Genomic DNA, 26,208 nt, shown 5'->3' on the forward strand with positions numbered 1-26,208 from the left:
GAACTTTAGTGCTAAGTGGAATTTACCTGTTTTCTTTTGTATTATTTCACCGTTCGTATTTTATGTATCGCCATGGTCTGTTATTCAACCAGTTATCTGGTTTCATTGTTCCCTTCCAGACCATAGCCTATTCGCCTACTCTTTCAGAGATTGGGCTTCGGATTTCTTCCAAGCCGTAAAAAAAGCCGCCATATAGGTACGGCGGCTTGTATCATACAATTTAAGCGTTGATTTTGCCTTTAGCTACAGTAGCCAAAGAGTTGAACGCATTGATGTCGTTAACGGCCAGATCAGCCAACATTTTGCGGTTCATGTCTACTCCAGCAAGTTTCAAACCATGGATCAGTTTGTTGTAAGACAAACCATTCATACGTGCTGCAGCATTGATACGAACGATCCACAGTCTGCGGAAGTTACGTTTCGTGTTGCGACGGTCACGGTATGCGTATACCAGGGATTTCATTACTTGCTCGTTAGCTGTTTTAAAAATACGGTGTTTGGAACCGAAATAACCTCTTGCCAGTTTCAAAACCTTTTTATGACGACGACGTACTACAAAACCGCCTTTTACTCTTGCCATATTAAAGAACCTCCCAAATAAATATAAATGTATCCGTGGTATGTGTACGGCCGTAGCCGATCCCCCATACGGAATGTACTAATTAGAATTAGCCTTTCAAGTTAGCCAAACCTTGTTTCAAACGTCTAACATCCCCGGCAGCCATAACTGGGTTACCGTTCAGAACGCGCTTAGCACGTTTAGATTTGTGGGAAAGCAAGTGGTTTTTGTGAGCTTTGTAACGAAGGACCTTACCGGAACCGGTAATTTTGAAGCGTCCTTTCAAACTGCTGTGTGTTTTCATTTTAGGCATTTTGTGTTTCCTCCTCCAATGTTATCAGGCTTTAGGAGCCAAGATCATGATCATACTGCGGCCTTCCAATTTCGGTTGACGTTCAACAGTACAAAGTTCTGCAACTTCTACCTTAACGCGCTCCAAAATCCGTTGACCAATCGCGGCATGTGCAATTTCACGTCCGCGATAACGAACAGAACATTTCACTTTGTCGCCTTCGTTCAAAAACTTAACTACATTACGAAGCTTCGTTTGATAATCGTGCTCCTCAATATTGGAACGGAACCATACTTCTTTAATATCAACAATTTTCTGGTTCTTACGGGCTTCTTTATCTTTCTTTTGTTGCTCATAACGGAATTTGCCATAGTCCATAATACGACACACCGGCGGTTTAGCCTGTGGTGCCACATTGACCAGATCCAAATTCAGGTCAATCGCCATTTGCAGTGCTTCGCGAATGGGCGTAATCCCAATTTGTTCTCCTTCAGCTCCGACAAGGCGTACTTCCTTCGCCCGAATCTCATCATTAATCATGTGATCTTTACTAATAATCGTCCACCTCCAGGTCATTTTGAATATCCAGTTAAACAAAAATAAAAGGGATGCCGGTCAAGCTACCGACATCCCTGTAATCAACACAATTCTTCATGAGTATACACTTCATAAATTATTGGGATCGTTGACCAGCCAACATGTTTGTTGATCAGGTGAGAAGTCGGACTTCTGCTTGTGATTCCATTTCTATTCGTTTTAAGGCACTTGAATACTATATCACCCATAAAACACATTGTCAACATTCTTCACAACTTTTTTTGTAAATTATACATTTGTTATATCAGATGTCGACAAAGTCTCATATGCATGTTCCTTACCCTTGTTTGCTCTGCACCTCATCCAACCGTACAACACGTGTATGTTGCGTGTGGCTCCACTGTTTGTTGTTCTGCGTAAAGAAAGCGTAGAACGTAATTGGGTACCATGACAGCAGGTAAATCGGGAACAAAATCAGATATAGATAAACTTTGGCAAAGGTAACCTTCTCCAGCGCCATGGACAACAGGAACGTCAGGATGTTCAAACCAATAGCCACGAACCCAACCCATAACGGGAAGTATCCATAAATATTAGCAATGTGCGGACCACTGAATATAGCCATGTCTACCCACATCACAGCCGTCATCAGGAACGTAAGCAATACCACATAGACATTGGCTCCATAGATAGCAAGGTCAAATTTCACCAGGCTTCTTTCCTTAATGGACTGCCAGAGCAGCGGGAAGAAGTATCTACGCGCAACTGTAAAGTGACCTTGCATCCAGCGCAGACGTTGTCTCGCTGAAGCTTTGAATGTCAATGGCTTCTCATCAAATACTTTGGCGTCATAGTTGAAAACAGGATACACATTACGTTGCACACTGCGCATCGTAAACTCCAGATCTTCAACCAGACTTGTTGCACCCCAACCAATTTCCTTCAACAGGTTGGTCTCAAAGCACATTCCGGTTCCTCCGAGGAAATTCGCCATATTCAGGTTATGACGAGACAACTGCCATAGACGGTTGATGTACCAGTAAGATACTCCGTAAGCTGCAGTAATCCAGGAATCCTCCGGATTTTTCGTATCAATGTATCCTTGGATAACACGCGAACCATTGTTCAAGTCATCATTCATCTCAAGCAAGAAGTTACGGTCAACCAGGTTATCCGCGTCAAACATAACAACTGCGTCATACTGACGTGGCAATTTCCACAGGTACTTAAGCATCCATTCGATGGCATACCCTTTACCTCTTAAATCGGCATTAGTACGTACACAGGCGTTTAATCCATGCTCTCTGACAATTTGAGCCGTTCCATCCGTACAGTTGTCACAGATGACAAACACATCGTACAGATCTTCCGGATAATCAAGTTGTTTCAAGTTCTCCATCAAGGCACCAATGACTTGTTCCTCATTGTGTGCTGCGACGAGTACAGCGAATGATTTTGTCGCCGGATAATGTTTCTTTTTCTTTTTCTTAATCAGACCGAACAGCGAAAACGTGAATTGGTACACGGCTAGCAGTGCCAGAATGACCTGCATCGTGACGAATATAGCGTCCAACATCGTTCTCTGTTACCCCCTTTTTTTCAAAACCCAGTTTACTCAAGCATTTCTCTTCCTGATTCTGCAATTTATTTTTTTTTGATCTGCAGAATATGACCCTGTTCTTTTGTGTACTACGTGATTATATCAGGCAATGTTTCAAAGCTTGGTTGCTATCAGTTGGCTGCTTTATCGATTCTGTATCCTTTTCAGTCATTTGTCAAAACCCCAATTCCACTTTCTGAAGCAGAAATGTGATCTTTAAACGCTGAATAGACACTTTGTGATACCACAACCTCGCATTCATGCCTGTTATATCTTATTTTCAGCCGTTTACTTGATTTTTATTTCTAAAGTCCCTGCTTTTTTCATCAGCATGTTATTCTTCGTCAGAGGCTCTATAACAAATAACGCAAACAGACCTCAAAAAGTTTGAAACAGAACTCACATTTTTTTACCTCATTTCAGCCATGTTGAATCATTGTATCTTTTTTGGCTGACCCAAGTCAAAAAGTTAAGATGGGTATATATCCACTCTTTAACATGAATTTCACGTTCTTTACATGGGTTCTTCTTGAAAAGGACAACATTTAAAAATATGATAAACATATACCTGAAATAACCTCAAGTTCATGAAAAACGGTTATATACTAATCAGGACGAAACCGGATGCAGAAAATCACCGGAAATAATGCCGCCATTACGGGCGGCCTGACTGGCAGGAGGCCAATATGAGCCGTTTATTCTTAAAGTTTCAAGATTATGATCGAAATGTTTTTATGTGGATCAACGGCCGACTTCATAATCGTTTTATGAATTTTTGGCTGTATTATTTCACCCATCTGGGTGGAGCAACTTCATCTATTGCAATATCCTTGTTAATCTGGCTGCTTGCTCCAGCTCCATGGAGCACAACAGGACTCCAGGCATGTATCGCCCTTGCGGTCAGCCACATCCCTGTAGCCATCGCGAAAAAATTGTATCCACGCATTCGACCTTACCTGGCCTTGCCGGATACAATTACGTTCCGTAATCCGCTGACGGATCACTCGTTTCCTTCAGGGCACACGACTGCCATTTTTTCGGTCACAGTTCCCTTTATGACCACTGATCCGATCTTATTGCTAATATTGTTGCCTGTAGCCCTTATTGTCGGATTCTCTCGAATTTATCTGGGGTTACACTATCCTTCTGATGTTCTGGCGGGTGCCACAATAGGTACTTTAGTCGCACTTGCAACAGTTGCATTCTGGTCTTAAAGCCGATATGTTAGACTCAGAAAAACCTAGCAGGAACAGGTGAAGCAAGCGTGGAGAAAAAAAGAGTATTACTATTATCTGAAGGCTTTGGTACGGGTCATACTCAAGCCGCTTATGCACTGTCCAGCAATTTGCGAAAGCTCTCGCCAGACGTGCAGACAAAAGTGCTTGAACTGGGAAGTTTCTTAAATCCCAAGGTTGCACCTCTGATTATAACAGCATACAAAAAAACGGTTACCAACCAACCCAAACTTTTCGGATACGTTTACAGACACCAATATAAAAAATCATTGAACAGGCTGACGACACTGGCGTTGCATAAATTGTTCTATACACACACACGCAGCGTTGTGCGCCAGTTACGTCCCGATGCGATCGTCTGTACACATCCGATTCCAAGTGCTGTCATATCCAGACTGAAGCGTCTGGGTGTACAGGTTCCCCTATGCACAGTCATCACCGACTATGATGCACATGGGACGTGGATTAACCGTGAAGTAGACCTTTATCTGGTTTCTTCAGATGAGGTTAAGTCCAAACTAATGCTACGCGGCGTACCTACAGACAACATTCGAGTCACGGGCATTCCGGTACATCCAAACTTCTGGGAGCATCCCGGGCGAGAAGAGATCCGAAGCAGATTTAACCTCAAAAACATGCCTACTGTACTGGTGATGGGCGGCGGTTGGGGAATGCTCAGCGACAAGCTGGTCCATCCGCTGCTGACACGCTGGCATGAAGATATTCAGATCATTTTTTGTCTGGGTCGCAATGATAAAGCACGGATCAGCATGGAACAGAACCCCATGTATCGCAAAGAAAACATTCACATTATGGGATACACCAACGAAGTGGACAAATTAATGGAAGTATCCGACCTTCTGATTACCAAACCTGGGGGAATGACATGCAGTGAAGGCTTGGCCAAAGGAATTCCCATGTTGTTCCACAACCCTATACCTGGTCAGGAAGAAGAAAACGTCCATTATTTTACGGCAAGAGGGTTGGGAGAACCCATAACTTCGCCCGACGTAGTGGTTAAATGGATGAACAAGCTGTTGCATCACTACCCAGATGTTGTACGTAAACGCAAACGTCATCTGGCGGAAATCGCCAAGGTTCATCCGATGCAGAGCGCTCAAAGTATTATCGATCTGCTGGAGGACGTCCGTCCTTCATCCGCAGAAGAGGCCCGTTTATGAATTTATTGAATAAGGTGCTGCTTCCCGTATTCTTCGTCCAATCACGCCTCTAACCAACGGCTTCAAACAAGCCTGCAACCACATTGAAAAGGTGCCTTCGAATTTGAAGGCACCTTTTCTTTATGAAGGAAAGTACAAACTATTGAATGCCTGCTGACTTCAAGTACTCCTGCCACTGCTTGGTGTATTCTGCCTGAATTTTTTCCAATCCTGCTTGTTTAGCCTTCTCCATAAATGTGTTCAATCCAGCCTCTACGTCTGCCACCAAACCTACATTAAGCGGATACAGATATTGTTTTTCCACTTGTTCCAATGCAGCCTTCTCGGCTTGGTACGGTGTCCAGTCTTCAGCAAATCCGGTATAAATATCCGGCTTTTTGATTTTGTCGAGATCTTCAAACATGGTCAGCACGTCATCAAAGGTTTTGTCATAGAGCATGAATTCCGGATTACGCCATGCCCAACCATTCATGCCCTCACGCGGGAAGCCATTTGTTTGTGCATCGCCTACCATCTTGTAGTATCCATTATCTACCTCGAAGTTTTTGCCTTCAACGCCGTATTCAGTCAACCAGTTATATCGTTTGTCTGTCACCAGTTTCTCATAAAATGCCAATGCTTTTTCCGGGTTTTTACTGCTACGCGGAATCGCAAAACCATTGTGGATCGGGTGAACCGGTTGTGCAAACCCTTTCGCATTCGGGTATGGGAAATAAGCCAGTTTCCAATCTGGATGCGTAGACTGCACCTTGATTACATCTGCATTAAATTTGTTCGGGTTCTCCCCGGAAAGAACAACAGCCGCTTTTCCATTTTGCAGCAATGAGTTGGAAGTATCCTTTACATTCAGTACGTTTTTCGGGAAAAATCCTTTGTCCATCCAACGTTTGTATGTTTTCAGGTCTTCCAGGTGTTGCGCGGATCCCCAGTAGGACGTCACGGTTGATGGTGAGTCATACATAATATCCAGTCCATATGGAAGTTGACCTGCTGTATTAACCAGCTTGGATGTCAATTGACGAATACCATGGGTATGGTTGGCATTGCTATCCGCAATCGGAATCATATTGGGTTCGTTGGCTTTGATGCCCTCCAGATACGCTTCGAGCGTCTCCAAGGATTCCGGTTTCGGAAGATTGTACTTCTCGCGCAAGTCCTCACGGTATGCAATCCCCTCGGTTACATACTCAATCCAAGTTGATGGAACAGTATAGATTTTGTCATTGATTTTGACAGCATTCCACATGTCATCAGGTACATGAGCTTTCAGTGCTGGCGCTGCTGTAGGCAGCATTTCATCCAGTGGCAGGAACGCGCCCTTCTTCGCATAGGACTGGTAGAATGTCCAATCCGCTGTGAAGATCAGATCGATCGGCTGTCCGGAAGACAGAAGCAGTTTATATTTTTGATCCCAGTCGGTCCATGAGGTGTAGTTGAATTTCACATTGACGTTCAGATCAGTCTCAGCCAGCTTATTGATCTCGGATTCAATAACAGGCAGATCTTTCGGAGCATCCCCAAGCATGTAAAATTGAAGCGTGACTTTCTCGCCTTTGTTCCCGGATGTTCCTCCCTGCTCACTTCCTTGCGTCGATCCCCCCGAACCGTTATTACATGCGGCAAGTACCCCGGCGAACAACATCAGGGCAAGTACCAGAGACAGGTGCCGAATTGTTTTGTTACGCATACGCATCCTCCCTTTTTGTGGTGAACCTTTATATGTTAGCGCAGACTCGCCATGTTTCAGACCGTAAATGATGTTAATGGCCTAATACCCACAGCGTGCTCACGTTCTAACCTTTCACTGCACCAATGGTGAGTCCTTTGACAAAATAACGTTGTACAAACGGATACAGAAACAAAATCGGTCCCGTTACAACGATAGCCATTGCCATCTTGGTTGATTCGGTAGGCACATCCTGACTGAGTGTGATCCCTGTGCCAATCGCCATCTGGTCAATGAATGTAATCGTGTTCATCGTGTTGTAGAGATAAAATTGCAGTTGGTACATATCCGGGTTGTTAATGAAGAGGGATGAGGTAAACCAGTCATTCCAGTAACCCAGCGCGAGAAACAGACCTACGGTTGCGATACCAGGCATCGCCAGTTTCAACACAATGCTGAAATAGATGCGGAAGTCATTCGCTCCATCAATTTTGGCGGACTCAATCAATTCATCCGGCACAGCCGAGCGAATGAAGTTTTTCATCAGGATAATGAGGAATGGCGTCATCAACCCCGGAAAAATCAGTACGGTGTACGTATCTGTGAGATTGAAGTAGTTCGCCAGCATAATGTACCAAGGCACAAGTCCCCCACCAAACAGGGTTGTAAAGTAGATAAAAAACGAGAACGTGTTCCGATATTTAAAGTCCTTACGCTGGAGCACAAATCCGGCCATCGTGATGAGGAACAGCCCTAGCGTAGTCCCCACCACCGTTGTAAAGACCGTTACCCCATAAGCCTTGAGTACCTGAGTCGGGAATTTGAACACCATTTTGTAACCTTCCAGGGAAAAGTCCGTTGGAAAGAGGTGGTAACCATCCCTCACAATGGACTCGTTGCTGCTGAATGAACCAGATAGAATCAGCAAAAACGGTAGCAAGCACATGATTGATAAAATGATGATGAAGCTGTAGGAAATCAGTTGAAACATGAAAGTGAATTCCGAATCTCTGAGACGCGTATTCGTACGCGTGTGAGTATTCATTGGCGTGTTCATGATCGTTCTCCCTCCTGCCCTGCGGGCGTTCTAGAACAAGGCGTAGTCCTCATTGACTTTGCGGATAATATAGTTGACGGTCATGATCAAAATGAATCCAAACAAGGACTGATACAGACCAGCAGCCGTTGCCATCCCGATATCAAATGTTACTTTCAGTGAACGATACACATACGTATCAATAATATCTGTAGCATTGTACAGCACCCCGTTGTTGCCGATCAGTTGATAGAACAGGTCAAACTGCCCCTTCATAATGCTGCCAAGCGAGAACAACAGCAGGATGACAAAGGTTGGCTTCAGCATCGGTACCGTAATGTACCAGATCCGCTGAAATATATTGGCTCCGTCGATTCGGGCAGCTTCATAATACTCGTCACTGATACCCGTTATGGCGGCCAGATAGATGACCATGCTGTATCCAAGATTTTTCCATAGATAAAAGATGATGATCAGGAACACCCAGATCCAGGGTGTGTTATAAATGTCGACCGGGCCTGCCTCGAAACGTTTGAGCACCGTGTTCACAAAACCCGACTCGTAGTTAAACATGTTGTAAGCGATTACACTTAATAGTACAAATGAGATGAAATACGGTAAGAACATGACGGATTGCGTGATTTTTTTGAATAACCTCCCCCGGATTTCGCTAAGCATGATCGCACAGAAGATCGCCAGACCGTTTCCTAATATAATGAAAGCAAGATTGTAACCCACAGTGTTGGTTGTAAGCTTCAGCAGCATTCCGGATTGCCACAGGAACTTAAAGTTCTCCAGACCGACAAATGGACTACCAAATAATCCGCCTTCAAAATCATACCGGGTGAACGCATAATAGATGCCGACCATCGGAAAATACGAGTTAATCAGAAAAAAGATCAGCGTGGGCAACAGCATCAGAAACATGATTTTGTTTTTGTTCAATTCTTTGAGCATGGCTCGATCCCTCCCGAATTTCTTGCGGTGCTGCGTGGTGGAGCTCTCTTTTTATTGTAGATGCTCTCTTCGCTCACGGATACTGAAGCTTCCCGTCAGAAAATGAACGATTCTGCGAAATGAACTATGAACAAAACGAACGAACTCTGAAATGAACAGACCTTCACACACATCCGTTCACAAATATTGATATCGTGCATAGGCTACACCTAGTGAACAATCCAGCGAAAGTTGAACTTTATGTAGACAAAACAGGTGAAATGGCTTGTCCAGCATTGATGTAAACGCATACATGATATATAATTCAAGATACTCTTGCTCTTCTGCTCATCCATATATGAAATCTAGCGTATGTATATGAAGTTCTACGTTGTTCACCCAAAACAGGAGGTCTGAGGGGGAAGAAGAATGCGTAAACGTTCAGAGGACAGTCAAAAGGTCTTCACACGGATTCTGATCGGCATTATTATCAGTACGGTCGCTACCTTACTTGTGGCTTCTTCTATTTTGTACGTCAACTATAATCGGATTGCTCTTCGCCAGGTGTATCGTACAGATATGAACAGTCTTACACAAACCAGCCGTGAAGTGGCGAAAATGACTGAGACTGCAAAATCATTGTCATATCAGATTTATCAAGACTACACCATCTCTTCATTACTGCTCTATTCCAAACCAAATATCTATGAGATCACATCGGCGATGGAGCAGCTAGACAACTACCGTATGTCCCTTCCCTTTATTGAATCCATCTATGTATATAACTCTAAAAGCAATGAATTCTTTATTAGTTCCAACGTTCGTAATGGGCAGCAGTCCGTCTCGGAGATCGACGATCAGGGGATTACAAGCATCCTCCAACGCTTCCATGACTATAAACCTTTTGTTCCCATCCCGCGTACATATCAGGTCGGCTCTACCGAGGCAACAGAGGTTAACAGTTACACCTATCTCTGTTATGACACGATCAATGACAACGCAAAGCTAAACTATGCTGTCATCGTTAATATCAAGGATGATTGGCTCGGTCCAAATATGAACGCTGTGGATCAACCAGGCAAGACCTTTATCGTGAATGAGAATGGAGACCTTTTATCTGACTTTGGCGACCGTGCATTGATGAAAAATCTCTCCAGCGAAGCTTTTATGAAGCCAATTATGCAGGATACGGAGCAGTCAGCTTACTTTACCGAGAAGGTCGACGGAGAAAAATCTCTCATCACCTATACCGCTCCCGATGACCTGGGTTGGCGTTATGTGAGAATAACCCCTTATGATCTGATTACCTCAGATATACGGAGTATGCGCACACATACCGTTCTGTTTTGTGTTGGACTTCTCTTCGCAGGGTTGCTGCTCTCTTACCTTGTGTCCCGAAAACTATATCACCCTATTGATAAGGTGCTTGTTCGTTTACGTGTGATGGAAGCAGAGCGACGTGGCAGTCTTCATTTGTTACGCCAGGATTTTCTGCGAGGGGCCCTGCAGGGCCGCGAAACAGTAACTGGAGGTATGCTGGAAGAACGGATGAAGTTCTATGGTTCCTCCATTGATGTTCAGCGTGCATCCAGACTGGTATTGCTGCGTATTGACCATTTTACCGAATTCTGCGAAACGTATCGTGACGAGACCCAGCTTGTAAAATACGCCATGATGAACATATGTACCGAGACAGCCGATCTCCACTACAATGCGGAAGCTGTGGACATGGGCGGTGATCTGATCACACTCATCTTCAATGAAAAAGCGGAAAACCATGAACTTGGGCAACCTGCCCATCACCGGATCGAAGAGCTGCTGCGCATGATGCAAGCTGCTGTAATGACCCATCTGAAATGCTCCATCTCCTGTACGATCGGCACGGAAGAAAATTCATTGGAAGACAGTATTGCATCCTACACCAGATCAGCCGAAGCCTCACTGCATCGCTTGTTCATGGGACCAAGTTGTCTGATCTATACCGCTGACATCATGGCTTATCACGCCAAGGAGTACGCATTTCCAGCAGGTAAGGAAAGACAACTTGTCGATCACTTAATGACAGGTAAGACACGAGAAGCAAAACAAGTCTATGCAGATATCGTCGGCGAAACAGCTGCATATCCGTTTACCGTCTTCCAGCTAGCCTTATCCCATCTGACGATGACACTGAACCATGTACGAAATACCCTCAAGAAGAATAATCAACTCACGCTTGATTCAGTCTCGGATGGTCTAATGCTGCCTGTCAAAGACGCCGAAGACATCAGTGAAGTACATGAACACTTCTATCGAATGTTTGATGAGCTTGGTTCCAAAGTTGAGGAGAAACGTACACTGAAGCACGAAGAGTTGATTCGTAAAATCAATGGCATTATTGAGCGGGACTATGCGGACCCCAATCTATGTCTAACTTCTATCGCAGATGAGTTGGGCATGTCGCCCATTTATGTAAGCAGGCTCTACAAACAGCTCACCCTGAAAGGGCTCACGGACGTGATTAACGAAACCCGCATAGCCAAGGCCCAGCATCTGCTGGTGGAGACAGAAAACTCCGTTGCCGATATTGCCGAGAGAACCGGATTCTCCAACAGTTCATATTTCTATCGCATGTTCAAAAAGTTCAACGGTGTTACACCAAACGATTATCGCCGCAAAGAGTTTCATTCAGAGAACTTTTGAAATCATCCCTGACTTGAGTTTATGGAGTATTGCACATCGATTGTTAATGCAAAAAAAAGAGCGACCTATGAGAATGAATCATTCACCTCATGTGTCGCTCTTCTTTAATGAGTTTAAGTTAAATTTCGATTTATTCCTGTTCCTGATCTTCGCCGGACTCATCAGAAGCTTCACGAACTTTATACTTGTCCAGTCGTGTCTGCTGATACTCACGCAGGGCCTCTTCGCCCACGATCACTTCAACCCGGTGAATGTTCATACCTTTACCCATGAATTTCTGCTCGTACTCCGTCATCACATGTTCTTCATTCAAACCATCACGATGCAGATTCAAAGAAATATTGGTCATTTGCAGGCCGAAGTCGGCAATAGCATTGAGCGAGAAATCAAACAGCGTCTCCGAATCGGTTTTGAAATGAATCTGACCTTTGGGATTAAGCAATTCCGTGTATTTCTTCAGGAAGCGCGGGTGCGTCAACCGACGACGTGCATGCTTTGCTTTTGGCCAAGGGTCACTGAAGTTCAAATAAATGCGCTCCAGTTCTTCCGGTTCAAAAACTTCTTCGATCTGTTCGATATTTGCCAGCGCAAGCTTCAGGTTAGGGGGTGTCTCCACATCAGCCTGACTCCACGCATTACGAGCTTTCTCACTGGCACGACGCACCAGTTCATCATACATATCAATACCGATGAAATTAAATTCCGGATATTTAAAACTCATTTGGCTGATAAATTGACCTTTACCCATACCAAATTCCACGAAGATCGGGTGATCATTGCCAAACAGTTCAGACCATTTTCCTTTATGTTGCTTGGGGTCCAGTACAACAAGATCAACTTGTTGCTCCAGATTTTCTCTTATCCCTTTTCTGCCACGTAAACGCATTTTATTCCTCCGTTTGTCCCATACTTGTCTCAGACTTATTTTGCCGAAGAACTGGCAAATTGTAAAGAGCAATGAAAAGGGAATCTTCGGATCTGCCACTTTGGGCAAATCTCAAAGATTCCCTCTTCGATTTATTTGGAATTGGGGTCCAACTACTTTAGTAGTTCATAGTCTACCTTATCTTGGTGTGAAAAATCAAATGTCTTTTCGAAAGCATCGCGAACTTTTTGTCTTGCAGCCGCTTTCACTTTCGGATTTCCATTAAAACGAACACCTGTTAAAGCCAGTGCTTCTTCTGCCGTCAATTCAACAGACACATGATTCAATTCATTGTTTTTAACTTGGGAATTCATTCATATCACCTCACGGTATAGTATGGTCCATGACGTCAATCTTGATTCAAATGCTATGATGAATAATACCCACTAGATGGTGTCTGACGCTGATTTAAATATAACATAAGGTGTAAACTATAGCAAGGAGAAAACCTTGATTTTACGGCCTATTTTTGCGTTTCGATTCCCTTTTTTTTTAGTTTTTTGATACAATGATAAAAGTTCATGAAGACATCTATAATCGCTATCAATCGTCTATGACGGAAATCGCATAGCGCTTCTTCTTTTGTTCACGTATGATTACTGTAATTCGACAGCCAAAGGAGTACCCTGAAGATGAATGCACCTGCATTACAGTCCCCTCTGTTGTGGGGAGATAAACGATTCCATACCTGGAATTATGAGATGCGAAATCAATTTAACAATAAGGTTTTCAAAGTGATGCTGGATGCTGGATTCACCTGTCCCAACCGCGACGGTTCCATTGCCAAAGGTGGTTGCACCTTCTGCAGTGCGCGTGGATCAGGCGATTTTGCTGGCAGCAGACGTGAAGATCTAGTCACCCAGTTTAATACAATTCGAGATAAACAGCACCTCAAGTGGCCTACAGCCCATTATATTGGCTACTTCCAAGCCTATACGAACACGTATGCTCCGGTTGAGGAGCTGCGCGAATATTTTGAAGAAATTCTTGAGCAACCCGGTGTTGTTGGTTTATCCATCGCCACTCGCCCGGACTGTTTGCCAGATGACGTTGTTGATTATTTGGCTGAACTGAACGAGCGAACCTACCTGTGGGTTGAGATGGGGCTTCAAACCATCCATGATTCCACATCAACATTGATTAATCGCGCGCACGACACGAAGTGTTATGAAGAAGCGGTTGAGAAACTGCGCAAACGGAATATACGAGTGTGTACACATATCATATATGGTCTGCCTCAAGAGACACATGAGATGATGCTGGACACTGGACGGGCAGTTGCCAATATGGATGTACAGGGAATCAAGATTCACCTGCTGCATCTGATGCGCAAAACGCCGATGGTGAAGCAATACGAAGCTGGTCTTTTACGTTTTCTGGATCAGGACGAGTATATCAAGCTGATCGTAGATACACTGGAGATGCTTCCACCGGAAATGATCGTACACCGCCTTACAGGCGACGCACCGCGTGATCTGCTGATTGGACCGATGTGGTCCATGAACAAATGGGAAGTTTTGAACTCCATTGATCGTGAGCTGCGAGAGCGGGATTCATGGCAAGGTAAGTATTGGAGGCGAGCATAGATGGGCTTTCTTTCGGTTCTCAGCTGTGCGCATCAGTGGATTGCTTCCCGTCTGCAGCCAGGCGATCTGGCCATAGATGCAACGGTGGGTACAGGAGCAGACACACTATTTTTGGCACAACAAGTAGGCAGGCGTGGTCAAGTCATTGGATTCGATATTCAAAGTGAAGCCCTCACGCTGGCACAGGCCCGGATTCGAAAACAAAACGATGAAGCCAAACTTGGCTCCATCTCCATGCTTCAACTAAGCCATGATCGAATGGCAGAAGCGGTTCCTGAGTCATGGCCTGGTGCGGTTGGTGCAGTTATGTTCAATCTGGGGTACCTGCCTTCAGAAAGTGCAGATTCCTCCATCATAACCGAGACTGACAGCACGATTGCTGCACTCGAGGCTGCACTCGCTTTATTACGCCCTCGCGGAATCATTACGGTTGTGCTTTACCCTGGTCATGACGGAGGCGCACAGGAAGCAGCAGCCGTATTGGAATGGTCCTCTGCCCTGCCGGTGGAACAGGCACAGGTTGTGATGTATCGCCAATTGCAGCGAGAAACTTCTCCTTTTCTGATCGGAATCGAGAAAAAATAATTTCCTTTGTTCACCAAATACAATAAACTAGACACAATCGCAAAGCGAGCTATTAACGGCTTTTTCTTCCTGCGATCTGTGTTCTAAATCTACATATGCAAACGTATTCACTTGTTTGTTCATGGCGATTACACGCCCATGACTGATTAAAGCGATCCACCATTTCATATACTAGAGGAGAGATTACTGATGTCTACGCCATACCCATTACAATTCCAACCCGAATTCAAAGAACGTGTATGGGGCGGTCGTGCGCTGGAGCAATTCGGCCTTACGCCCCCTGAAGGACATATCGGAGAAGGATGGATGATTGCTGATCATCCAAACGGTACAACCAAGGTATTAAATGGAGCACTGGCTGGCAAGGGTCTGGATGAAGTTCGTGAACAACTGGGCACCGAATGGCTTGGAACCAAAGGCGTTTCCGAAAAAGGCGGCCGTTTCCCCCTTCTGATTAAGCTGCTTGACTGCAACGATGACCTGTCCGTGCAGGTTCATCCAACAGACGAGTATGAGGCACTTCCTCCTGGCGAGCTTGGCAAAACAGAAATGTGGTATGTACTCGATGCAAAACCGGGCGCACACATCATCTATGGCTTGAATGAAGGCGTTGATCGGGCAACATTAAAAGAAGCATTGGAAAACGGAACGGTAATGGATACCCTTCGTCAGGTACCTGTAGAAGCTGGTGATACGTTCTTTATCCCTGCCGGAACAGTACATGCGCTCTGTGCAGGTGTCGTTGTCGCTGAGATTCAGCAAAACTCGGATACGACGTACCGAATTTACGATTACAATCGTCCAGGGCTGGATGGCAAACCACGTGAGTTGCATGTTGAAGACTCATTAAATGTTACCGCCTATGAGGGCGCAGGTGCCTCAACGATGAAAACAAATAACGCTACTCCTGGTGAATGGCTCAAGCTTGCGGAATGCCCTTATTTTGTAGTGGAAAAAGGGATTGTGACTGAACGGTGGGAACTCTCCACCAATCCTGACAGCTTCACGATTCTCGTTGTCTGTGAAGGCGAAGGAACACTTTCGTGGGCACATGCTGAATCAGACAACATTGAATTGAAAGCTGGACAATGTTATCTCTTGCCAGCCAATCTGGGTTCTTATACATTAGATGGAAATACCACTGTTCTTCGCTCTTATCTGCCATAAATCAAGCTTATATGTAACCTGTGAAGGAGGATTTACACGAGATGCAGGAATCTACCTTTGCCTTGGTCGCTAGTGAAGGTACCCGTATTCATGTGTACCGCTGGCTTCCCGATCCGGAATGCAACGTTAAAGGTGTAGTGCAAATTGCACATGGCATGGGCGAGACGGCAGCCCGATACGCAGAATTTGCCAGCATTCTTACCCAAAATGGCTATGCAGTCTATGCCAATGACCATCGGGGTCATGGCAAAACTGTGGAGAATGCCAAGTTGCTTGGTAATGCTGGTATCGATGCCTTCCGCTGGATGGCGAGTGATATGATTAATCTGGGCGAAGTAGCCGCCAAGGAGAATCCTGGGGTGCCCCTGTTTCTAATGGGACATAGCATGGGCTCATTCTTGGTACAACATCTCATGTACGCTGGTCATGAGCAGTACCATGCCTTTATTTTATCCGGGACAAACGGCAGACGCGGTCTCCTCCGATTTGGAGAGAAGCTGGCCTTCTTGCAGTGCGGCATTCAGGGTGCTACCCACCCCAGCATGCTGCTCAACGCAATTGTATTTGGTGGATTTAACCGCTCTTTCCGCCCTGCAACGACACCATTTGATTGGTTGTCCCGGGACTCACAAGAGGTTCAGCGATTCATTGATGATCCCCTGTGCGGAGCAGTCTGTACAGCAGGCTTTTTCCGCGACTTCTTCAAATTGCTGCTTGAAGTACATCTTCCACACAATATGGAGCGCATACCCAAACACAAACCCGTTTACCTGTTCTCAGGTGAGAAGGACCCTGTCGGACTTCATGGCAAAGGCGTTCTTAATCTGGTCTCCCAGTATAAGAAGCTTCAGCTGGAGAATATTGAGTATCGCCTGTATCCGGATGGACGCCATGAAATGCTGCATGAGATCAACCGAACAGAAGTGGCTCAGCACGTTGTAGACTGGCTAGAGCGGAATACACCTAACTCTAGTGAACACGACGATGCAGTGAGCCCTGCTGAGATGGCTGACTCTATATAATAGAGTCGGAGATAACATACCAAAATCCAAAAGAAACCCCTGAATCGGATGGACAGCTCACGCTGGGCTCCAGTTCAGGGGTTTTCTTGTTAAGCGATATGAATAATAGCTATAAACAAGCTTTATGGACTAACCTTCAATTAACAGGGATTCCGGGTCTTCAAGCAGTTCTTTTACGGTCACGAGGAAACGAACAGCCTCACTACCGTCGATAATCCGGTGATCGTAGGATAACGCGATGTACATCATTGGACGGTTCTCCATCCGTTCTGCATCAATAGCCACTGGACGAAGCTGGATCTTATGCATCCCCAGAATACCCACTTGAGGCGTATTCAGAATTGGCGTAGACAACAAGGAACCAAATGTTCCACCATTGGTGATGGTGAACGTTCCACCTTGCAGATCAGATAACGCCAGCGTGTTGGAACGAGCTTTGGATGCCAGGTCCGCAATACTCTTCTCGATCTCGGCAAAGCCCAGACGATCGGCATCACGTACAACCGGTACAACCAGTCCTTCCTTCGCTGATACGGCAATGCCGATATCATAATACTTTTTAAGAACAACATCTTCGCCATCAATCTCTGCGTTAATTGTAGGGAATTTTTTCAGAGCTCCCACAACCGCTTTTGTGAAGAAGGACATGAAGCCCAGGTTAATCTCATGTTTCTCTTTGAACTTGTCCTTACGGCGTTTACGTACATCCATGATCGCAGTCATATCTACTTCATTAAACGTAGTCAACATCGCTGCTGTCTGCTGAGCCTCTACCAAACGTTTGGCAATGGTCGCACGGCGACGAGACATGCGTTGACGCTCCACTGGTTTGGTATAGGTAGAACTTCCAGCTGCCGGAGCACTTGGTGCTGCTGGAGCTTTACTCGCAGGTGGAGCAGCAGGAGCAGGCGGCTGATGGTTATGGCTCTTCACATCATCCTGGTATACCCGTCCAATCGGATCTTTGCTCTGAACCTGATCCAACTCGATACCACGTTCACGTGCAAGCTTACGGGCAGACGGTGAAGCCGTCTTGGCACTATCGGATGACTCCGGTGCTGCCGCAACAGGTGCTGGTGGTGGTGTTGGAGCTTCAGGTGCAGGAGTAACGGCCTTTTTCTCTTCAGCTGCTGGTTCGGAAGCGGGTGCACCGCTTCCTCCTCCAGAACCAGCTGAGAGTGTACCGATCGTTTCACCGATCTCGACCGTCTCTCCTTCCTGACGAATGATCTTCTCCAGCACGCCACTTTCTTCTGCACTGATTTCAATATTTACTTTATCCGTTTCCAGTTCAAGAAGCACATCACCCTGATTAACGGTATCCCCTTCTTTAACCATCCATCTGGATACAGTTCCCTCAGTTATTGACTCACCCATTGCAGGTACTTTAATTTCACTCACAGCTGTTACCTCCCCAGTGGAATATTATTCTTCGTCGTTTGTTTCAACGCAGATGTAATAATCTGTTGCTGTTCCATACTATGCACAAGCTGATAACCGCTGGAAGGACTTGCGTGTTCCGGGCGACCTTCGTATCTAACGGTTGTGCCTTCCGGAGCAACTTCACGAAGACGAGGCTCCATGTATGTCCAGGCACCCATGTTTTTGTTTTCTTCCTGTACCCATACCAGTTCTTTTACATTGCTGAAACGTGCGAGTATACGTTTGATCTCTTCTGCCGGGAAGGGATACAGCTGTTCTACGCGAATGATGTGAAGCCATGACCAATCTGCTTTATCTTTTTCAAAAGCATCTTCCAGGTCAATGGCAATCTTGCCACTGCACAAAATAATGCGCTCTACGCGATCCGGCTGTGTACCCAGTCCAGCTTGCTCCAGCACAAGCTCAAACTTGCCTTCACTGAATTCGACTGCCGGTGAAGCAACACGCGGATTCCGAATGAGACTTTTCGGTGACATCATCACAAGTGGACGAGCATCTTCCGTTTCAGTCAACGAAGCTTGACGACGCAACAAGTGGAAGTACTGAGATGCACTCGACAAGTTGGCAACCGTCATGTTGTCTTCTGCACAAAGCTGCAGGAAGCGTTCAAGACGAGCACTTGTATGCTCAGGTCCCTGACCCTCATTCGCATGTGGAAGCAACATAACCAGACTGGATTTCTGAGACCATTTGGCGCGACCCGCTGATACAAACTGGTCAAATATAACCTGTGCACAGTTGGCAAAGTCACCGAATTGAGCCTCCCAGATGACCAGTGTATCTGGTGAATATACGTTATATCCGTATTCGAATCCAACAACGGATTCTTCCGACAACGGACTGTTATAGATTGCAAAAGATGCTCTTGCCTGTGGCAAGTGATGTAATGGGCAGAACTTTGCTCCATTCTCCGAATCGTGCAACACCAGATTCCGATGAGCGAATGTAGCGCGCTCGGCATCCTGTCCACTAATCCGAATTGGCTTACCATCTGCCAGAATGGTTGCAAATGCGAGTGTCTCCGCAAGGCTCCAATCCACTTTTTCCCCTTCGTTCAGGGAAGTGCTCCGGCGTTGCAAAATCCGCTGTAACTTCGGATACACGTTGAAGTTCTCAGGCCATTTCAGCAGATCAGCATTAATGCTGCGCAGATTCTCCAGTGGTACCGCAGTCGGAGTAATCGTAACAGCCTCCGGCTCACTGATTTTCCGTTGGTAATATTCATGTACTTCATTTTTCTTCATCTGGTCATAAGCTTCTTTTAATTTGTTCGTTACTCCATCGCGAATGCTCGTAATGGATGCATCATCGATAATCGATTCCTCTTTCAACTGATCCTGATACAAGTGGCTTACCGTTGGATGGTTTTTCACCTTGTCATAAACGATAGGTTGAGTTGTTTCGGGATCATCGGTTTCATTATGGCCGTAGCGACGATAACCGATTAAGTCGATCAGGAAATCCTTTTTGAAACGATTGCGATACTCGGCTGCCATACGAATGGCTGCAATACAAGCATCCGGATTGTCCGCATTCACGTGTACAATCGGAATCTCGTACCCTTTAGCAAGGTCACTTGCGTAGTACGTTGAACGGGAATCACTGCTATCTGTAGTGAAACCCAGACGATTGTTGACGATAATATGGATGGTTCCACCATTCTGATATCCTGGCAGAGCTTTGAAGTTAAGCGTCTCTGCAACGATCCCTTCTCCAGGGAATGCTGCATCACCATGCATCAAAATGGTAGCTGCCTTCGTCACGTCTTGCTTCGGATATCCAGGGTCACGACGGTCATCCTGAGCCGCACGTGCAAACCCTTGTACAACCGGATTAACGTATTCCAGATGGCTCGGGTTATTCGCCAGAGTAAGGCGTGCCTGTACAGTTTCCCCGTCTTTTACAAAACGGTTGGCACCCATATGATATTTGACATCCCCCGTCCAACCGTAGTTGATTCCAGTCGATCCTTCCGATGGAACCAAATCTTTGTTCGGAGCATGATGAAATTCAGAGAAAATTTTGCTGTACGGTTTGCCCAAAACATGAGCCAGTACATTTAACCGTCCACGGTGGGCCATACCCATCAGAATGTGGCTTGATCCGGCTTCTGCCATGATGCGAACAGCTTCATCCAGCATCGGTACAAGCACATCGTTACCTTCGATGGAGAAACGTTTCTGCCCAACAAATGTTTTGTGAAGATAATCTTCAAATTGCTCAACTTCAACCAAACGTTCCAGCAAAGCCTTACGTTCTTTCGGCGTAAGTGGAGCCGGTGATGTCCGGGATTCCGCACGACGATTCAGCCACTCACGCTCTTGAACTTCGTGCACATGACTGAATTCATAGGCCATGGGTCCAGTGTAAATTTGACGCAAGCGTTGGATTGCATCCCATCCGGTTGCTGTCTGCCCATCTGCACCTTCCCAGATCAGGGAAGCAGGTAAAGCTTTCAGATCTTCTTCGTTTAATTCAAAATGCTGAGGTTCCAGCAAAGATGTGTCTGTATCTTCACTGATTCCAAGCGGATCTATATCTGCAGCAAGATGACCATAGGTACGGATGTTCCATACCAGTTTACCCGCTGTAACCGCTTTCTGTAATAGTTGAATGCCTACGCTTCCGGAAGCCGATTGGGCGTTGCCGGAATTCAAGGTTGTGCGTGCATCCCTGCCAGACATCGGCGGTGCACCCCATTGTTCAAATAGTTCACGATAGGCCGGTGTAACCGAACCAGGGTCTTGAGTGAATAATTCATATTGTTCCTGTACGTATCCCATATTGGGGCCATAGTAACTTTCCCAGGGCTTCTTGTTGCCTTCCACGATCGTCATCGACGTTCCCTCCGTCTTGATTTAGTCATAAGTTTTTGACGGAAATCATTGACTAAGCCGTAATTTGCGTTCGTTCAACATTTTAAGCTAAATTTTTCATGAAGTCCAATAATCGTGCTGTTGGTGGTAGTAACGTTAGTCCGACGCTCCCGTCAAGGTTTGTCTGCGTTTTCAAAATCAAAGTAAAACAATGATTGTATATACCGTCGCACAGATGTCGAATACTGTCCTGATCCGTTCGAAGGTTACACTTTCTCCTCTTCTTCAAGTGAAGTCCATGTTCTAATATCTATTCTATAAACTTTTACGCTCAGGAGCATTTCCTATTTTTAGTTCAATTGATGCATAAATTAGATGAATCGAATAAATCGGTCAATTTGGATAGAACAACGAACACTTAATTACAACAAAATAGGCATACGATCTCCCATTTTACCTCCTTAATTGAATTGTGGTCCATTATGTTCAAAAACAAACGTCAAGTTAAACATTAACCATTTGACGTCACATTCAACAAATAATTGGGGTTTTCTTCAGGAGATTAACTGAAAAAAAGCTGGCCCAGACATGAATTATCCGAGCAGCTTCTTTGGTATAGCAAGTTTGAATTAACAATATAGTTGATGATGCGCATCAAGATGTCCTTAGACTAATCATATACTCTGCAAACGGCGTTAGGGAAAGATCTCTAACCTGCTCCAATGTAAACCAGTCCGCGCCCAGCGAATCTTCACCATCGGGTTCTTTTTTGATATGATCCGGCTGACTGGCTGTGGTCAAAACAACATCATACAACATCCCGATATGGTGCAACTCTTCCGGCTTACCTTGATACACCCATTCCAGTACCGTAGACTCCGCAGAACGAATCATCACTTGTAGATGGGTCAGGCCCGTCTCTTCTTCAATCTCACGATGAAGAGCAGTCTCTGGCTGCTCACCAAATTCCAGCCTTCCGCCTGGTAAATCCCATTGCCCCTGATATGCTCCGCGAGCCTTACGAATCAACAGGATTTGGTCCTCCCAAGCAACCAAGCCATATACCCCAATATGTGTATGCCGATTCACTTAAGGGCTCTTCCTTTCGTCTTCATCCTCTGTAATAGCATCCAGATCTATGGCCATACGGATCATATCCACACAGCGGATACCATCCTCTATAATCTCTTCCTCATAATGCCTCACAAAGAAGTCACGATCAACCCCGATAATGCGGAAACCGCAACGTTGGTATAACTTCAATTGATGAAAGCTGGAGTTGCCCGTCCCAATTTCGAGAATCCGGCAGCCCAATCTACGTGCAGCTTCCATCGCTTCCTTAATCATGTGTTTGCCTACACCTTGTCCCTGCAGTTCTTCCTGTACGGCAATATTAACAATCTCCGCAGTCTCTGGACGAGTCTTCAACAATACGAACTCCCCAACCATCTCTCCTTCATACTCGGCAATAAAACAAACACCCCGACTCAGGTACTCATCCACAATTGCTTTTGAAGGATCAGCCATCAATAAAAGTTCGTAGGGTCTCTCTTCTTCCCAGTCCAAAATCCGGAACGACAATTTCATGCCAATCTCCACCTTTTCATCGTACAATATTCATTTACGTCCTGTTTGCAGAAGCCTATGTATGGCAAATCCACAAATATATCATTCTTCATTCAACAAACTAGTTTTCTCAATCTATTAGTCACACACTATTACCCACAGACTAGTCATCTCCTATAAAAATAGTAAACTTCATTATATCATAATATTTGGATATAAATATATAGATATGGATGATACATTATGAGGCATTATTTTTATCCTAACCCAAGCTTAAATGCTCATGGATTAATTTCCATTCCCCATCAAGCCCAGCAACAGATACATTCGTGGCCCGCCCCTTGCCATAAGCCGGCTCTCCCTGATAAATTCCCTTCCAGTGGTAGGTATAAATACAAACGGCCTGCTCTTTGCTAGTTGTAATCCACTTAACATCTTCAGCACGATACACTTCTTCCTTGACTGTCTCCCAAGCGTTCTCAAAATAAGCCCGAATTTCGTTAGGGGTAGTACAGGACGTTCCCGTAAACCAGTATACGGCTTGTGGCGATAACCATTTACTGACTTCATCAAACTGATGTGTATTTGTCGCCGCAATGTAGCTTTGCAGGGCATGCTGGTATCCCATGATTTTTCCTCCTTCTGACGATTTAACTTATCGGATCCCACTCTGTTCAAGTACCGAATCGCTATACACCATAAATGTCTCTTGCAGTGTACGTCCGGATGACTTCTCCCAGATCACACTCCGCTCAAAAGTGCCTTTTTGGAAAAAACGCGGGAGACGTTCAGCAAACCAATCCTGCATAGGCAACTCAAAAACCCGCTTCATAGGCACCCATAACAGTTCGCCTTCGGGCGGATCTTGCAATAACTGACCCTCGAATGAAGTCGCCAAATAGTTAAATACCATGTACCGCAATCCTTGTTCGGGATCACAGAACTCATCAAGCCCTTTATACGTAATCTCATTGACCGCTAGCCCCGTCTCCTCCAGAACCTCCCGCACGGCACCATCCACGATACTCTCCGGAAAGTCTACCTTCCCCCCAGGAGCGATGTATCCCGGAAATCCTTTGCGATCCGGCCGATTCATTAGCAACACCTGATCATTCATTTTGTCCCATACCATACACATCGTTAATATCTCTATTCTAGTATCCATATCCGTCCTCCTGCTAACATGCGCTTCTCTGCTGTACACTAACATTTCTGGGAATAACCTGTGTTTCCCTTCTTTATTCCCACTCTGATTCATTGGTATTTTCACCGGTCTCACAGTATAGTCTATGATGATATATATGCATACGAAAGGCGGACGCCCTGTACACCTGTACATAGAAGCCCGCCTGTTTTGTGATATTCTATGCTGCTCTGTACTCAAGCTTGGAGTTTCCAGTTCTCAGTTCAATTCCGTAATCAACACCCGGCGTTCCTTCCATTCAGCCCGGCGATAAGCCTGTTGCATACCAAATTTGCGGATACTTGCCTTTGGCACCGATTTATAAGGCAAAACGACCGTAAAGTCCTCATCAAACGGAAAAAAAGACAGGCCTACTTTTTCATTGGATAACCACTCTGCCTGAATTGGTTGTCTGGAACAGGCATCAAACGTACAACTGAGCCCTTCTGCAAAAAAATCATAACGCGCAGCAGGTGTTCCAGGTTCCTCCATACAGAGAAACAGACTGAGCTGATCACAGAAAAGCATGATCTCCACATCACTTTGCAGCCTCTGTTTCACTGCTTCAGCATCACCACCAAGCTGTTTCTCCCAACTCAACTGACGTTCGTGTTCTTGCTGCAGATAATCTCGGATTTCATCATCATCCTGAGCATTGGCCCCCAGATTTTTCTGAAACAGTTCCGTATACATCAAGCTACACAATAATCCGGCGTAAAGGTTTTTCTGACGAACTTCTTCAATCCCTTTATGGTAGAATACAAAACGCGGACGCAATGGAAAGTCACGAAACGAATACGGCGATTGACTGTAATCATTCCAGAACGGAGATGAATCCAGTTCAATCCAGCCACGGTCATGTTCCTTGGCCGCTAGAATCAATTCATCCCGATGCGCAGCATCGGCTAATAATTCATTTTTCCAGTGGAAAGCCATCTCTCCGGCTACTAATCCATGCTCATGCTGTGCGGTCAAAACAAAATCATGCTCTCTCTCATATACGATCATTTGCTGTCACCCTTCCGCATGGTATACGTTGACTTTAACATAAATTGGGTTAAACTTTCCTAGTAAGTTGTTTTTCGCTCCATTTTGACGAAAGGCATTATGAAAGGCACAATGTAAAGGTGTTGTCAGTTTCCTGAAATTTGATACACTAAAGGTTGTGTCCACAATTATATTACATACAGAAAGCGGGATCTCATGAATTTATACTCTCCTTACATCGAGTTTAACCGCAAGGAATGGGCTGAACTTAAAGAACATCAGACCACTCTTCCACTGACGGAAGCCGAATTAGAACAGTTAAAGGGATTGAATGAAGAGGTATCGATTCAAGAAGTCGAAGATATATATTTGCCTCTGACCCACTTTATTGACCTATATGCAAGAGTTTCACGAGAGCTGAATCAACTGACGGCCTCCTTTATGAAAAAAGAAGCCCTCCCCACCCCCTACATCATTGGAATCGGGGGAAGTGTTGCCGTGGGCAAAAGTACAGCAGCCCGCTTGCTACAGGCACTGCTCGCCAGAGGTAAGAATAGCCCGAAGGTTGACCTTGTCACAACCGACGGTTTCTTATATCCCAATGCGGTGCTGCAAGAGAAGGGCATCATGAACCGCAAGGGATTCCCGGAAAGCTATGATATCAAATCCCTGATTCAGTTCATGGGTGATGTAAAATCTGGCAAGCCCGAAGTGAAAGCACCCGTCTACTCTCACCTCGCCTACGATGTCATTCAAGGGGAAGAGAAGCAGATCTGTCAGCCCGATATTCTCATTATTGAAGGTATCAATGTACTTCAGATCAAAAAGGAAACACCTTTGCTGGTTAGTGATTTCTTCGATTTTTCCATCTACATTGATGCGGAAGAAGAGCATATACGACACTGGTACGTTGAGCGTTTCAAGCTGCTTCGCAATACAGCGTTCCAGAACACGGATTCCTTTTTCCATCAACGATTCGCCAATATCGATGAAGAAGAAACCGTGCGTACGGCCAACCAGATCTGGCAGGATATCAATGCCAAAAACCTGCATGAAAACATTTTGCCAACCAAAGGGCGTGCCAGACTGATTCTGAAAAAGGAAGCCGATCACTCCATTGGGCAGATTCAATTGCGCAAACTGTAGACAACATTCGTGCAGTACACTTTGATGTTATATCTAATTACCCTTAAAAGGAGAGAAA

At 45.3% G+C, this 26,208-nt stretch carries 24 protein-coding genes; 8 read left to right on the forward strand and 16 right to left on the reverse strand.

Annotated elements, in window-relative coordinates:
- Nucleotides 1-220 precede the first annotated feature (220 nt).
- The 4 genes from rplT to NSQ38_RS27180 form a co-directional block, all read right to left on the reverse strand.
- Nucleotides 221-580, reverse strand: coding sequence for a 50S ribosomal protein L20 (rplT, locus tag NSQ38_RS27165; RefSeq protein WP_017689664.1), 360 nt, complete (start codon nt 578-580; stop codon nt 221-223).
- An 88-nt stretch (nt 581-668) separates the two neighbouring features.
- Nucleotides 669-872 carry a 50S ribosomal protein L35 gene (gene rpmI, locus NSQ38_RS27170; RefSeq protein ID WP_017689665.1) on the reverse strand — a complete coding sequence of 68 codons (204 nt, stop codon included), beginning with the start codon at nt 870-872 and terminating at the stop codon, nt 669-671.
- 24 nt (nt 873-896) lie between these two features.
- Nucleotides 897-1,391: a translation initiation factor IF-3 gene (infC, locus tag NSQ38_RS27175; protein ID WP_017689666.1), complete on the reverse strand. Its 495-nt coding sequence runs from the start codon at nt 1,389-1,391 to the stop codon at nt 897-899.
- A gap of 334 nt (nt 1,392-1,725) precedes the next feature.
- Nucleotides 1,726-2,964: a glycosyltransferase family 2 protein gene (locus NSQ38_RS27180; protein ID WP_036610177.1), complete on the reverse strand. Its 1,239-nt coding sequence runs from the start codon at nt 2,962-2,964 to the stop codon at nt 1,726-1,728.
- A gap of 710 nt (nt 2,965-3,674) precedes the next feature.
- Here NSQ38_RS27180 and NSQ38_RS27185 point away from each other — a divergent pair.
- Together NSQ38_RS27185 and NSQ38_RS27190 are read left to right on the forward strand one after the other, a co-directional pair.
- On the forward strand, nt 3,675-4,202 hold the full coding sequence (locus NSQ38_RS27185; RefSeq protein ID WP_017689668.1) for a phosphatase PAP2 family protein: 528 nt from the start codon (nt 3,675-3,677) through the stop codon (nt 4,200-4,202).
- A 50-nt stretch (nt 4,203-4,252) separates the two neighbouring features.
- The gene (locus tag NSQ38_RS27190; RefSeq protein WP_338592867.1) at nt 4,253-5,404 is read left to right on the forward strand and encodes a glycosyltransferase; all 1,152 of its coding nucleotides are present in this window, start codon (nt 4,253-4,255) and stop codon (nt 5,402-5,404) included.
- Nucleotides 5,405-5,543: 139 nt separating this feature from the next.
- Here the strand turns inward: NSQ38_RS27190 and NSQ38_RS27195 are convergent, their stop codons facing one another.
- The 3 genes from NSQ38_RS27195 to NSQ38_RS27205 all read right to left on the reverse strand — a co-directional run bounded on the left by NSQ38_RS27195 (nt 5,544) and on the right by NSQ38_RS27205 (nt 9,063).
- The gene (locus tag NSQ38_RS27195; RefSeq protein WP_339784972.1) at nt 5,544-7,091 is read right to left on the reverse strand and encodes an extracellular solute-binding protein; all 1,548 of its coding nucleotides are present in this window, start codon (nt 7,089-7,091) and stop codon (nt 5,544-5,546) included.
- 106 nt (nt 7,092-7,197) lie between these two features.
- Nucleotides 7,198-8,127: a carbohydrate ABC transporter permease gene (locus tag NSQ38_RS27200; RefSeq protein ID WP_081745926.1), complete on the reverse strand. Its 930-nt coding sequence runs from the start codon at nt 8,125-8,127 to the stop codon at nt 7,198-7,200.
- Nucleotides 8,128-8,157: 30 nt separating this feature from the next.
- Complete coding sequence (locus tag NSQ38_RS27205; protein ID WP_017689672.1) at nt 8,158-9,063, reverse strand: ABC transporter permease subunit; 906 nt, start codon at nt 9,061-9,063, stop codon at nt 8,158-8,160.
- Nucleotides 9,064-9,471: 408 nt separating this feature from the next.
- Between NSQ38_RS27205 and NSQ38_RS27210 the strand changes: the two genes are divergently transcribed.
- Entirely contained in the window at nt 9,472-11,724 is a 2,253-nt protein-coding gene (locus NSQ38_RS27210) for a helix-turn-helix domain-containing protein (protein WP_339784974.1), read from the forward strand.
- A gap of 130 nt (nt 11,725-11,854) precedes the next feature.
- Here NSQ38_RS27210 and trmB read toward each other — a convergent pair whose 3' ends face one another.
- Nucleotides 11,855-12,610, reverse strand: coding sequence for a tRNA (guanosine(46)-N7)-methyltransferase TrmB (gene trmB, locus NSQ38_RS27215; protein WP_091032872.1), 756 nt, complete (start codon nt 12,608-12,610; stop codon nt 11,855-11,857).
- A 152-nt stretch (nt 12,611-12,762) separates the two neighbouring features.
- Complete coding sequence (locus NSQ38_RS27220; RefSeq protein WP_036610190.1) at nt 12,763-12,963, reverse strand: hypothetical protein; 201 nt, start codon at nt 12,961-12,963, stop codon at nt 12,763-12,765.
- A 318-nt stretch (nt 12,964-13,281) separates the two neighbouring features.
- Here NSQ38_RS27220 and NSQ38_RS27225 point away from each other — a divergent pair, with 318 nt between their 5' ends.
- The 4 genes from NSQ38_RS27225 (at nt 13,282) to NSQ38_RS27240 (ending at nt 17,009) form a co-directional block, all read left to right on the forward strand.
- Nucleotides 13,282-14,235, forward strand: coding sequence for a TIGR01212 family radical SAM protein (locus NSQ38_RS27225; protein ID WP_339784976.1), 954 nt, complete (start codon nt 13,282-13,284; stop codon nt 14,233-14,235).
- Entirely contained in the window at nt 14,236-14,820 is a 585-nt protein-coding gene (locus NSQ38_RS27230; RefSeq protein ID WP_339784978.1) for a class I SAM-dependent methyltransferase, read from the forward strand. It abuts the gene before it with no gap.
- 189 nt (nt 14,821-15,009) lie between these two features.
- Complete coding sequence (locus NSQ38_RS27235; protein ID WP_062833413.1) at nt 15,010-15,987, forward strand: type I phosphomannose isomerase catalytic subunit; 978 nt, start codon at nt 15,010-15,012, stop codon at nt 15,985-15,987.
- Nucleotides 15,988-16,028: 41 nt separating this feature from the next.
- Complete coding sequence (locus NSQ38_RS27240; RefSeq protein WP_339784980.1) at nt 16,029-17,009, forward strand: alpha/beta hydrolase; 981 nt, start codon at nt 16,029-16,031, stop codon at nt 17,007-17,009.
- 129 nt (nt 17,010-17,138) lie between these two features.
- On the opposite strand, the gene odhB is transcribed toward NSQ38_RS27240, so the two are convergent.
- The 7 genes from odhB to NSQ38_RS27275 all read right to left on the reverse strand — a co-directional run bounded on the left by odhB (nt 17,139) and on the right by NSQ38_RS27275 (nt 25,025).
- Nucleotides 17,139-18,410: a 2-oxoglutarate dehydrogenase complex dihydrolipoyllysine-residue succinyltransferase gene (odhB, locus tag NSQ38_RS27245; protein WP_339784982.1), complete on the reverse strand. Its 1,272-nt coding sequence runs from the start codon at nt 18,408-18,410 to the stop codon at nt 17,139-17,141.
- A 5-nt stretch (nt 18,411-18,415) separates the two neighbouring features.
- On the reverse strand, nt 18,416-21,289 hold the full coding sequence (locus tag NSQ38_RS27250) for a 2-oxoglutarate dehydrogenase E1 component (protein ID WP_339784984.1): 2,874 nt from the start codon (nt 21,287-21,289) through the stop codon (nt 18,416-18,418).
- A 633-nt stretch (nt 21,290-21,922) separates the two neighbouring features.
- The gene (locus tag NSQ38_RS27255; protein ID WP_339784986.1) at nt 21,923-22,357 is read right to left on the reverse strand and encodes an NUDIX domain-containing protein; all 435 of its coding nucleotides are present in this window, start codon (nt 22,355-22,357) and stop codon (nt 21,923-21,925) included.
- Nucleotides 22,358-22,855: a GNAT family N-acetyltransferase gene (locus NSQ38_RS27260; RefSeq protein WP_339784987.1), complete on the reverse strand. Its 498-nt coding sequence runs from the start codon at nt 22,853-22,855 to the stop codon at nt 22,358-22,360.
- A gap of 241 nt (nt 22,856-23,096) precedes the next feature.
- The gene (locus tag NSQ38_RS27265; RefSeq protein ID WP_339784989.1) at nt 23,097-23,462 is read right to left on the reverse strand and encodes a nuclear transport factor 2 family protein; all 366 of its coding nucleotides are present in this window, start codon (nt 23,460-23,462) and stop codon (nt 23,097-23,099) included.
- Nucleotides 23,463-23,489: 27 nt separating this feature from the next.
- Nucleotides 23,490-23,999, reverse strand: a complete 510-nt coding sequence (locus NSQ38_RS27270; protein WP_339784991.1) for an 8-oxo-dGTP diphosphatase — start codon at nt 23,997-23,999, stop codon at nt 23,490-23,492.
- Nucleotides 24,000-24,236: 237 nt separating this feature from the next.
- On the reverse strand, nt 24,237-25,025 hold the full coding sequence (locus tag NSQ38_RS27275) for a DUF3891 family protein (RefSeq protein ID WP_339784993.1): 789 nt from the start codon (nt 25,023-25,025) through the stop codon (nt 24,237-24,239).
- Nucleotides 25,026-25,220: 195 nt separating this feature from the next.
- Here NSQ38_RS27275 and coaA point away from each other — a divergent pair, with 195 nt between their 5' ends.
- A complete protein-coding gene (coaA, locus tag NSQ38_RS27280) occupies nt 25,221-26,150 on the forward strand; it encodes a type I pantothenate kinase (RefSeq protein WP_036610217.1) in 930 nt (309 codons plus the stop codon).
- Nucleotides 26,151-26,208: the final 58 nt, after the last annotated feature.

Source organism: Paenibacillus sp. FSL R7-0313 (assembly GCF_037969885.1).
Lineage (GTDB): Bacteria > Bacillota > Bacilli > Paenibacillales > Paenibacillaceae > Paenibacillus.

Coding starts and splice junctions, on each gene's coding strand:
- NSQ38_RS27225 (WP_339784976.1), top strand. CDS start 13,282: ATGAATGCACCTGCATTACAGTCCCCTCTGTTGTGGGGAGATAAACGA.
- NSQ38_RS27210 (WP_339784974.1), top strand. CDS start 9,472: ATGCGTAAACGTTCAGAGGACAGTCAAAAGGTCTTCACACGGATTCTG.
- NSQ38_RS27200 (WP_081745926.1), bottom strand. CDS start 8,127: ATGAACACGCCAATGAATACTCACACGCGTACGAATACGCGTCTCAGA.
- rplT (WP_017689664.1), bottom strand. CDS start 580: ATGGCAAGAGTAAAAGGCGGTTTTGTAGTACGTCGTCGTCATAAAAAG.
- NSQ38_RS27270 (WP_339784991.1), bottom strand. CDS start 23,999: ATGGATACTAGAATAGAGATATTAACGATGTGTATGGTATGGGACAAA.
- NSQ38_RS27195 (WP_339784972.1), bottom strand. CDS start 7,091: ATGCGTAACAAAACAATTCGGCACCTGTCTCTGGTACTTGCCCTGATG.
- coaA (WP_036610217.1), top strand. CDS start 25,221: ATGAATTTATACTCTCCTTACATCGAGTTTAACCGCAAGGAATGGGCT.
- NSQ38_RS27275 (WP_339784993.1), bottom strand. CDS start 25,025: ATGATCGTATATGAGAGAGAGCATGATTTTGTTTTGACCGCACAGCAT.
- trmB (WP_091032872.1), bottom strand. CDS start 12,610: ATGCGTTTACGTGGCAGAAAAGGGATAAGAGAAAATCTGGAGCAACAA.
- NSQ38_RS27240 (WP_339784980.1), top strand. CDS start 16,029: ATGCAGGAATCTACCTTTGCCTTGGTCGCTAGTGAAGGTACCCGTATT.
- rpmI (WP_017689665.1), bottom strand. CDS start 872: ATGCCTAAAATGAAAACACACAGCAGTTTGAAAGGACGCTTCAAAATT.
- NSQ38_RS27265 (WP_339784989.1), bottom strand. CDS start 23,462: ATGGGATACCAGCATGCCCTGCAAAGCTACATTGCGGCGACAAATACA.
- NSQ38_RS27260 (WP_339784987.1), bottom strand. CDS start 22,855: ATGAAATTGTCGTTCCGGATTTTGGACTGGGAAGAAGAGAGACCCTAC.
- NSQ38_RS27205 (WP_017689672.1), bottom strand. CDS start 9,063: ATGCTCAAAGAATTGAACAAAAACAAAATCATGTTTCTGATGCTGTTG.
- NSQ38_RS27220 (WP_036610190.1), bottom strand. CDS start 12,963: ATGAATTCCCAAGTTAAAAACAATGAATTGAATCATGTGTCTGTTGAA.
- NSQ38_RS27230 (WP_339784978.1), top strand. CDS start 14,236: ATGGGCTTTCTTTCGGTTCTCAGCTGTGCGCATCAGTGGATTGCTTCC.
- infC (WP_017689666.1), bottom strand. CDS start 1,391: ATGATTAATGATGAGATTCGGGCGAAGGAAGTACGCCTTGTCGGAGCT.
- NSQ38_RS27185 (WP_017689668.1), top strand. CDS start 3,675: ATGAGCCGTTTATTCTTAAAGTTTCAAGATTATGATCGAAATGTTTTT.
- NSQ38_RS27180 (WP_036610177.1), bottom strand. CDS start 2,964: ATGTTGGACGCTATATTCGTCACGATGCAGGTCATTCTGGCACTGCTA.
- NSQ38_RS27235 (WP_062833413.1), top strand. CDS start 15,010: ATGTCTACGCCATACCCATTACAATTCCAACCCGAATTCAAAGAACGT.
- NSQ38_RS27250 (WP_339784984.1), bottom strand. CDS start 21,289: ATGACGATCGTGGAAGGCAACAAGAAGCCCTGGGAAAGTTACTATGGC.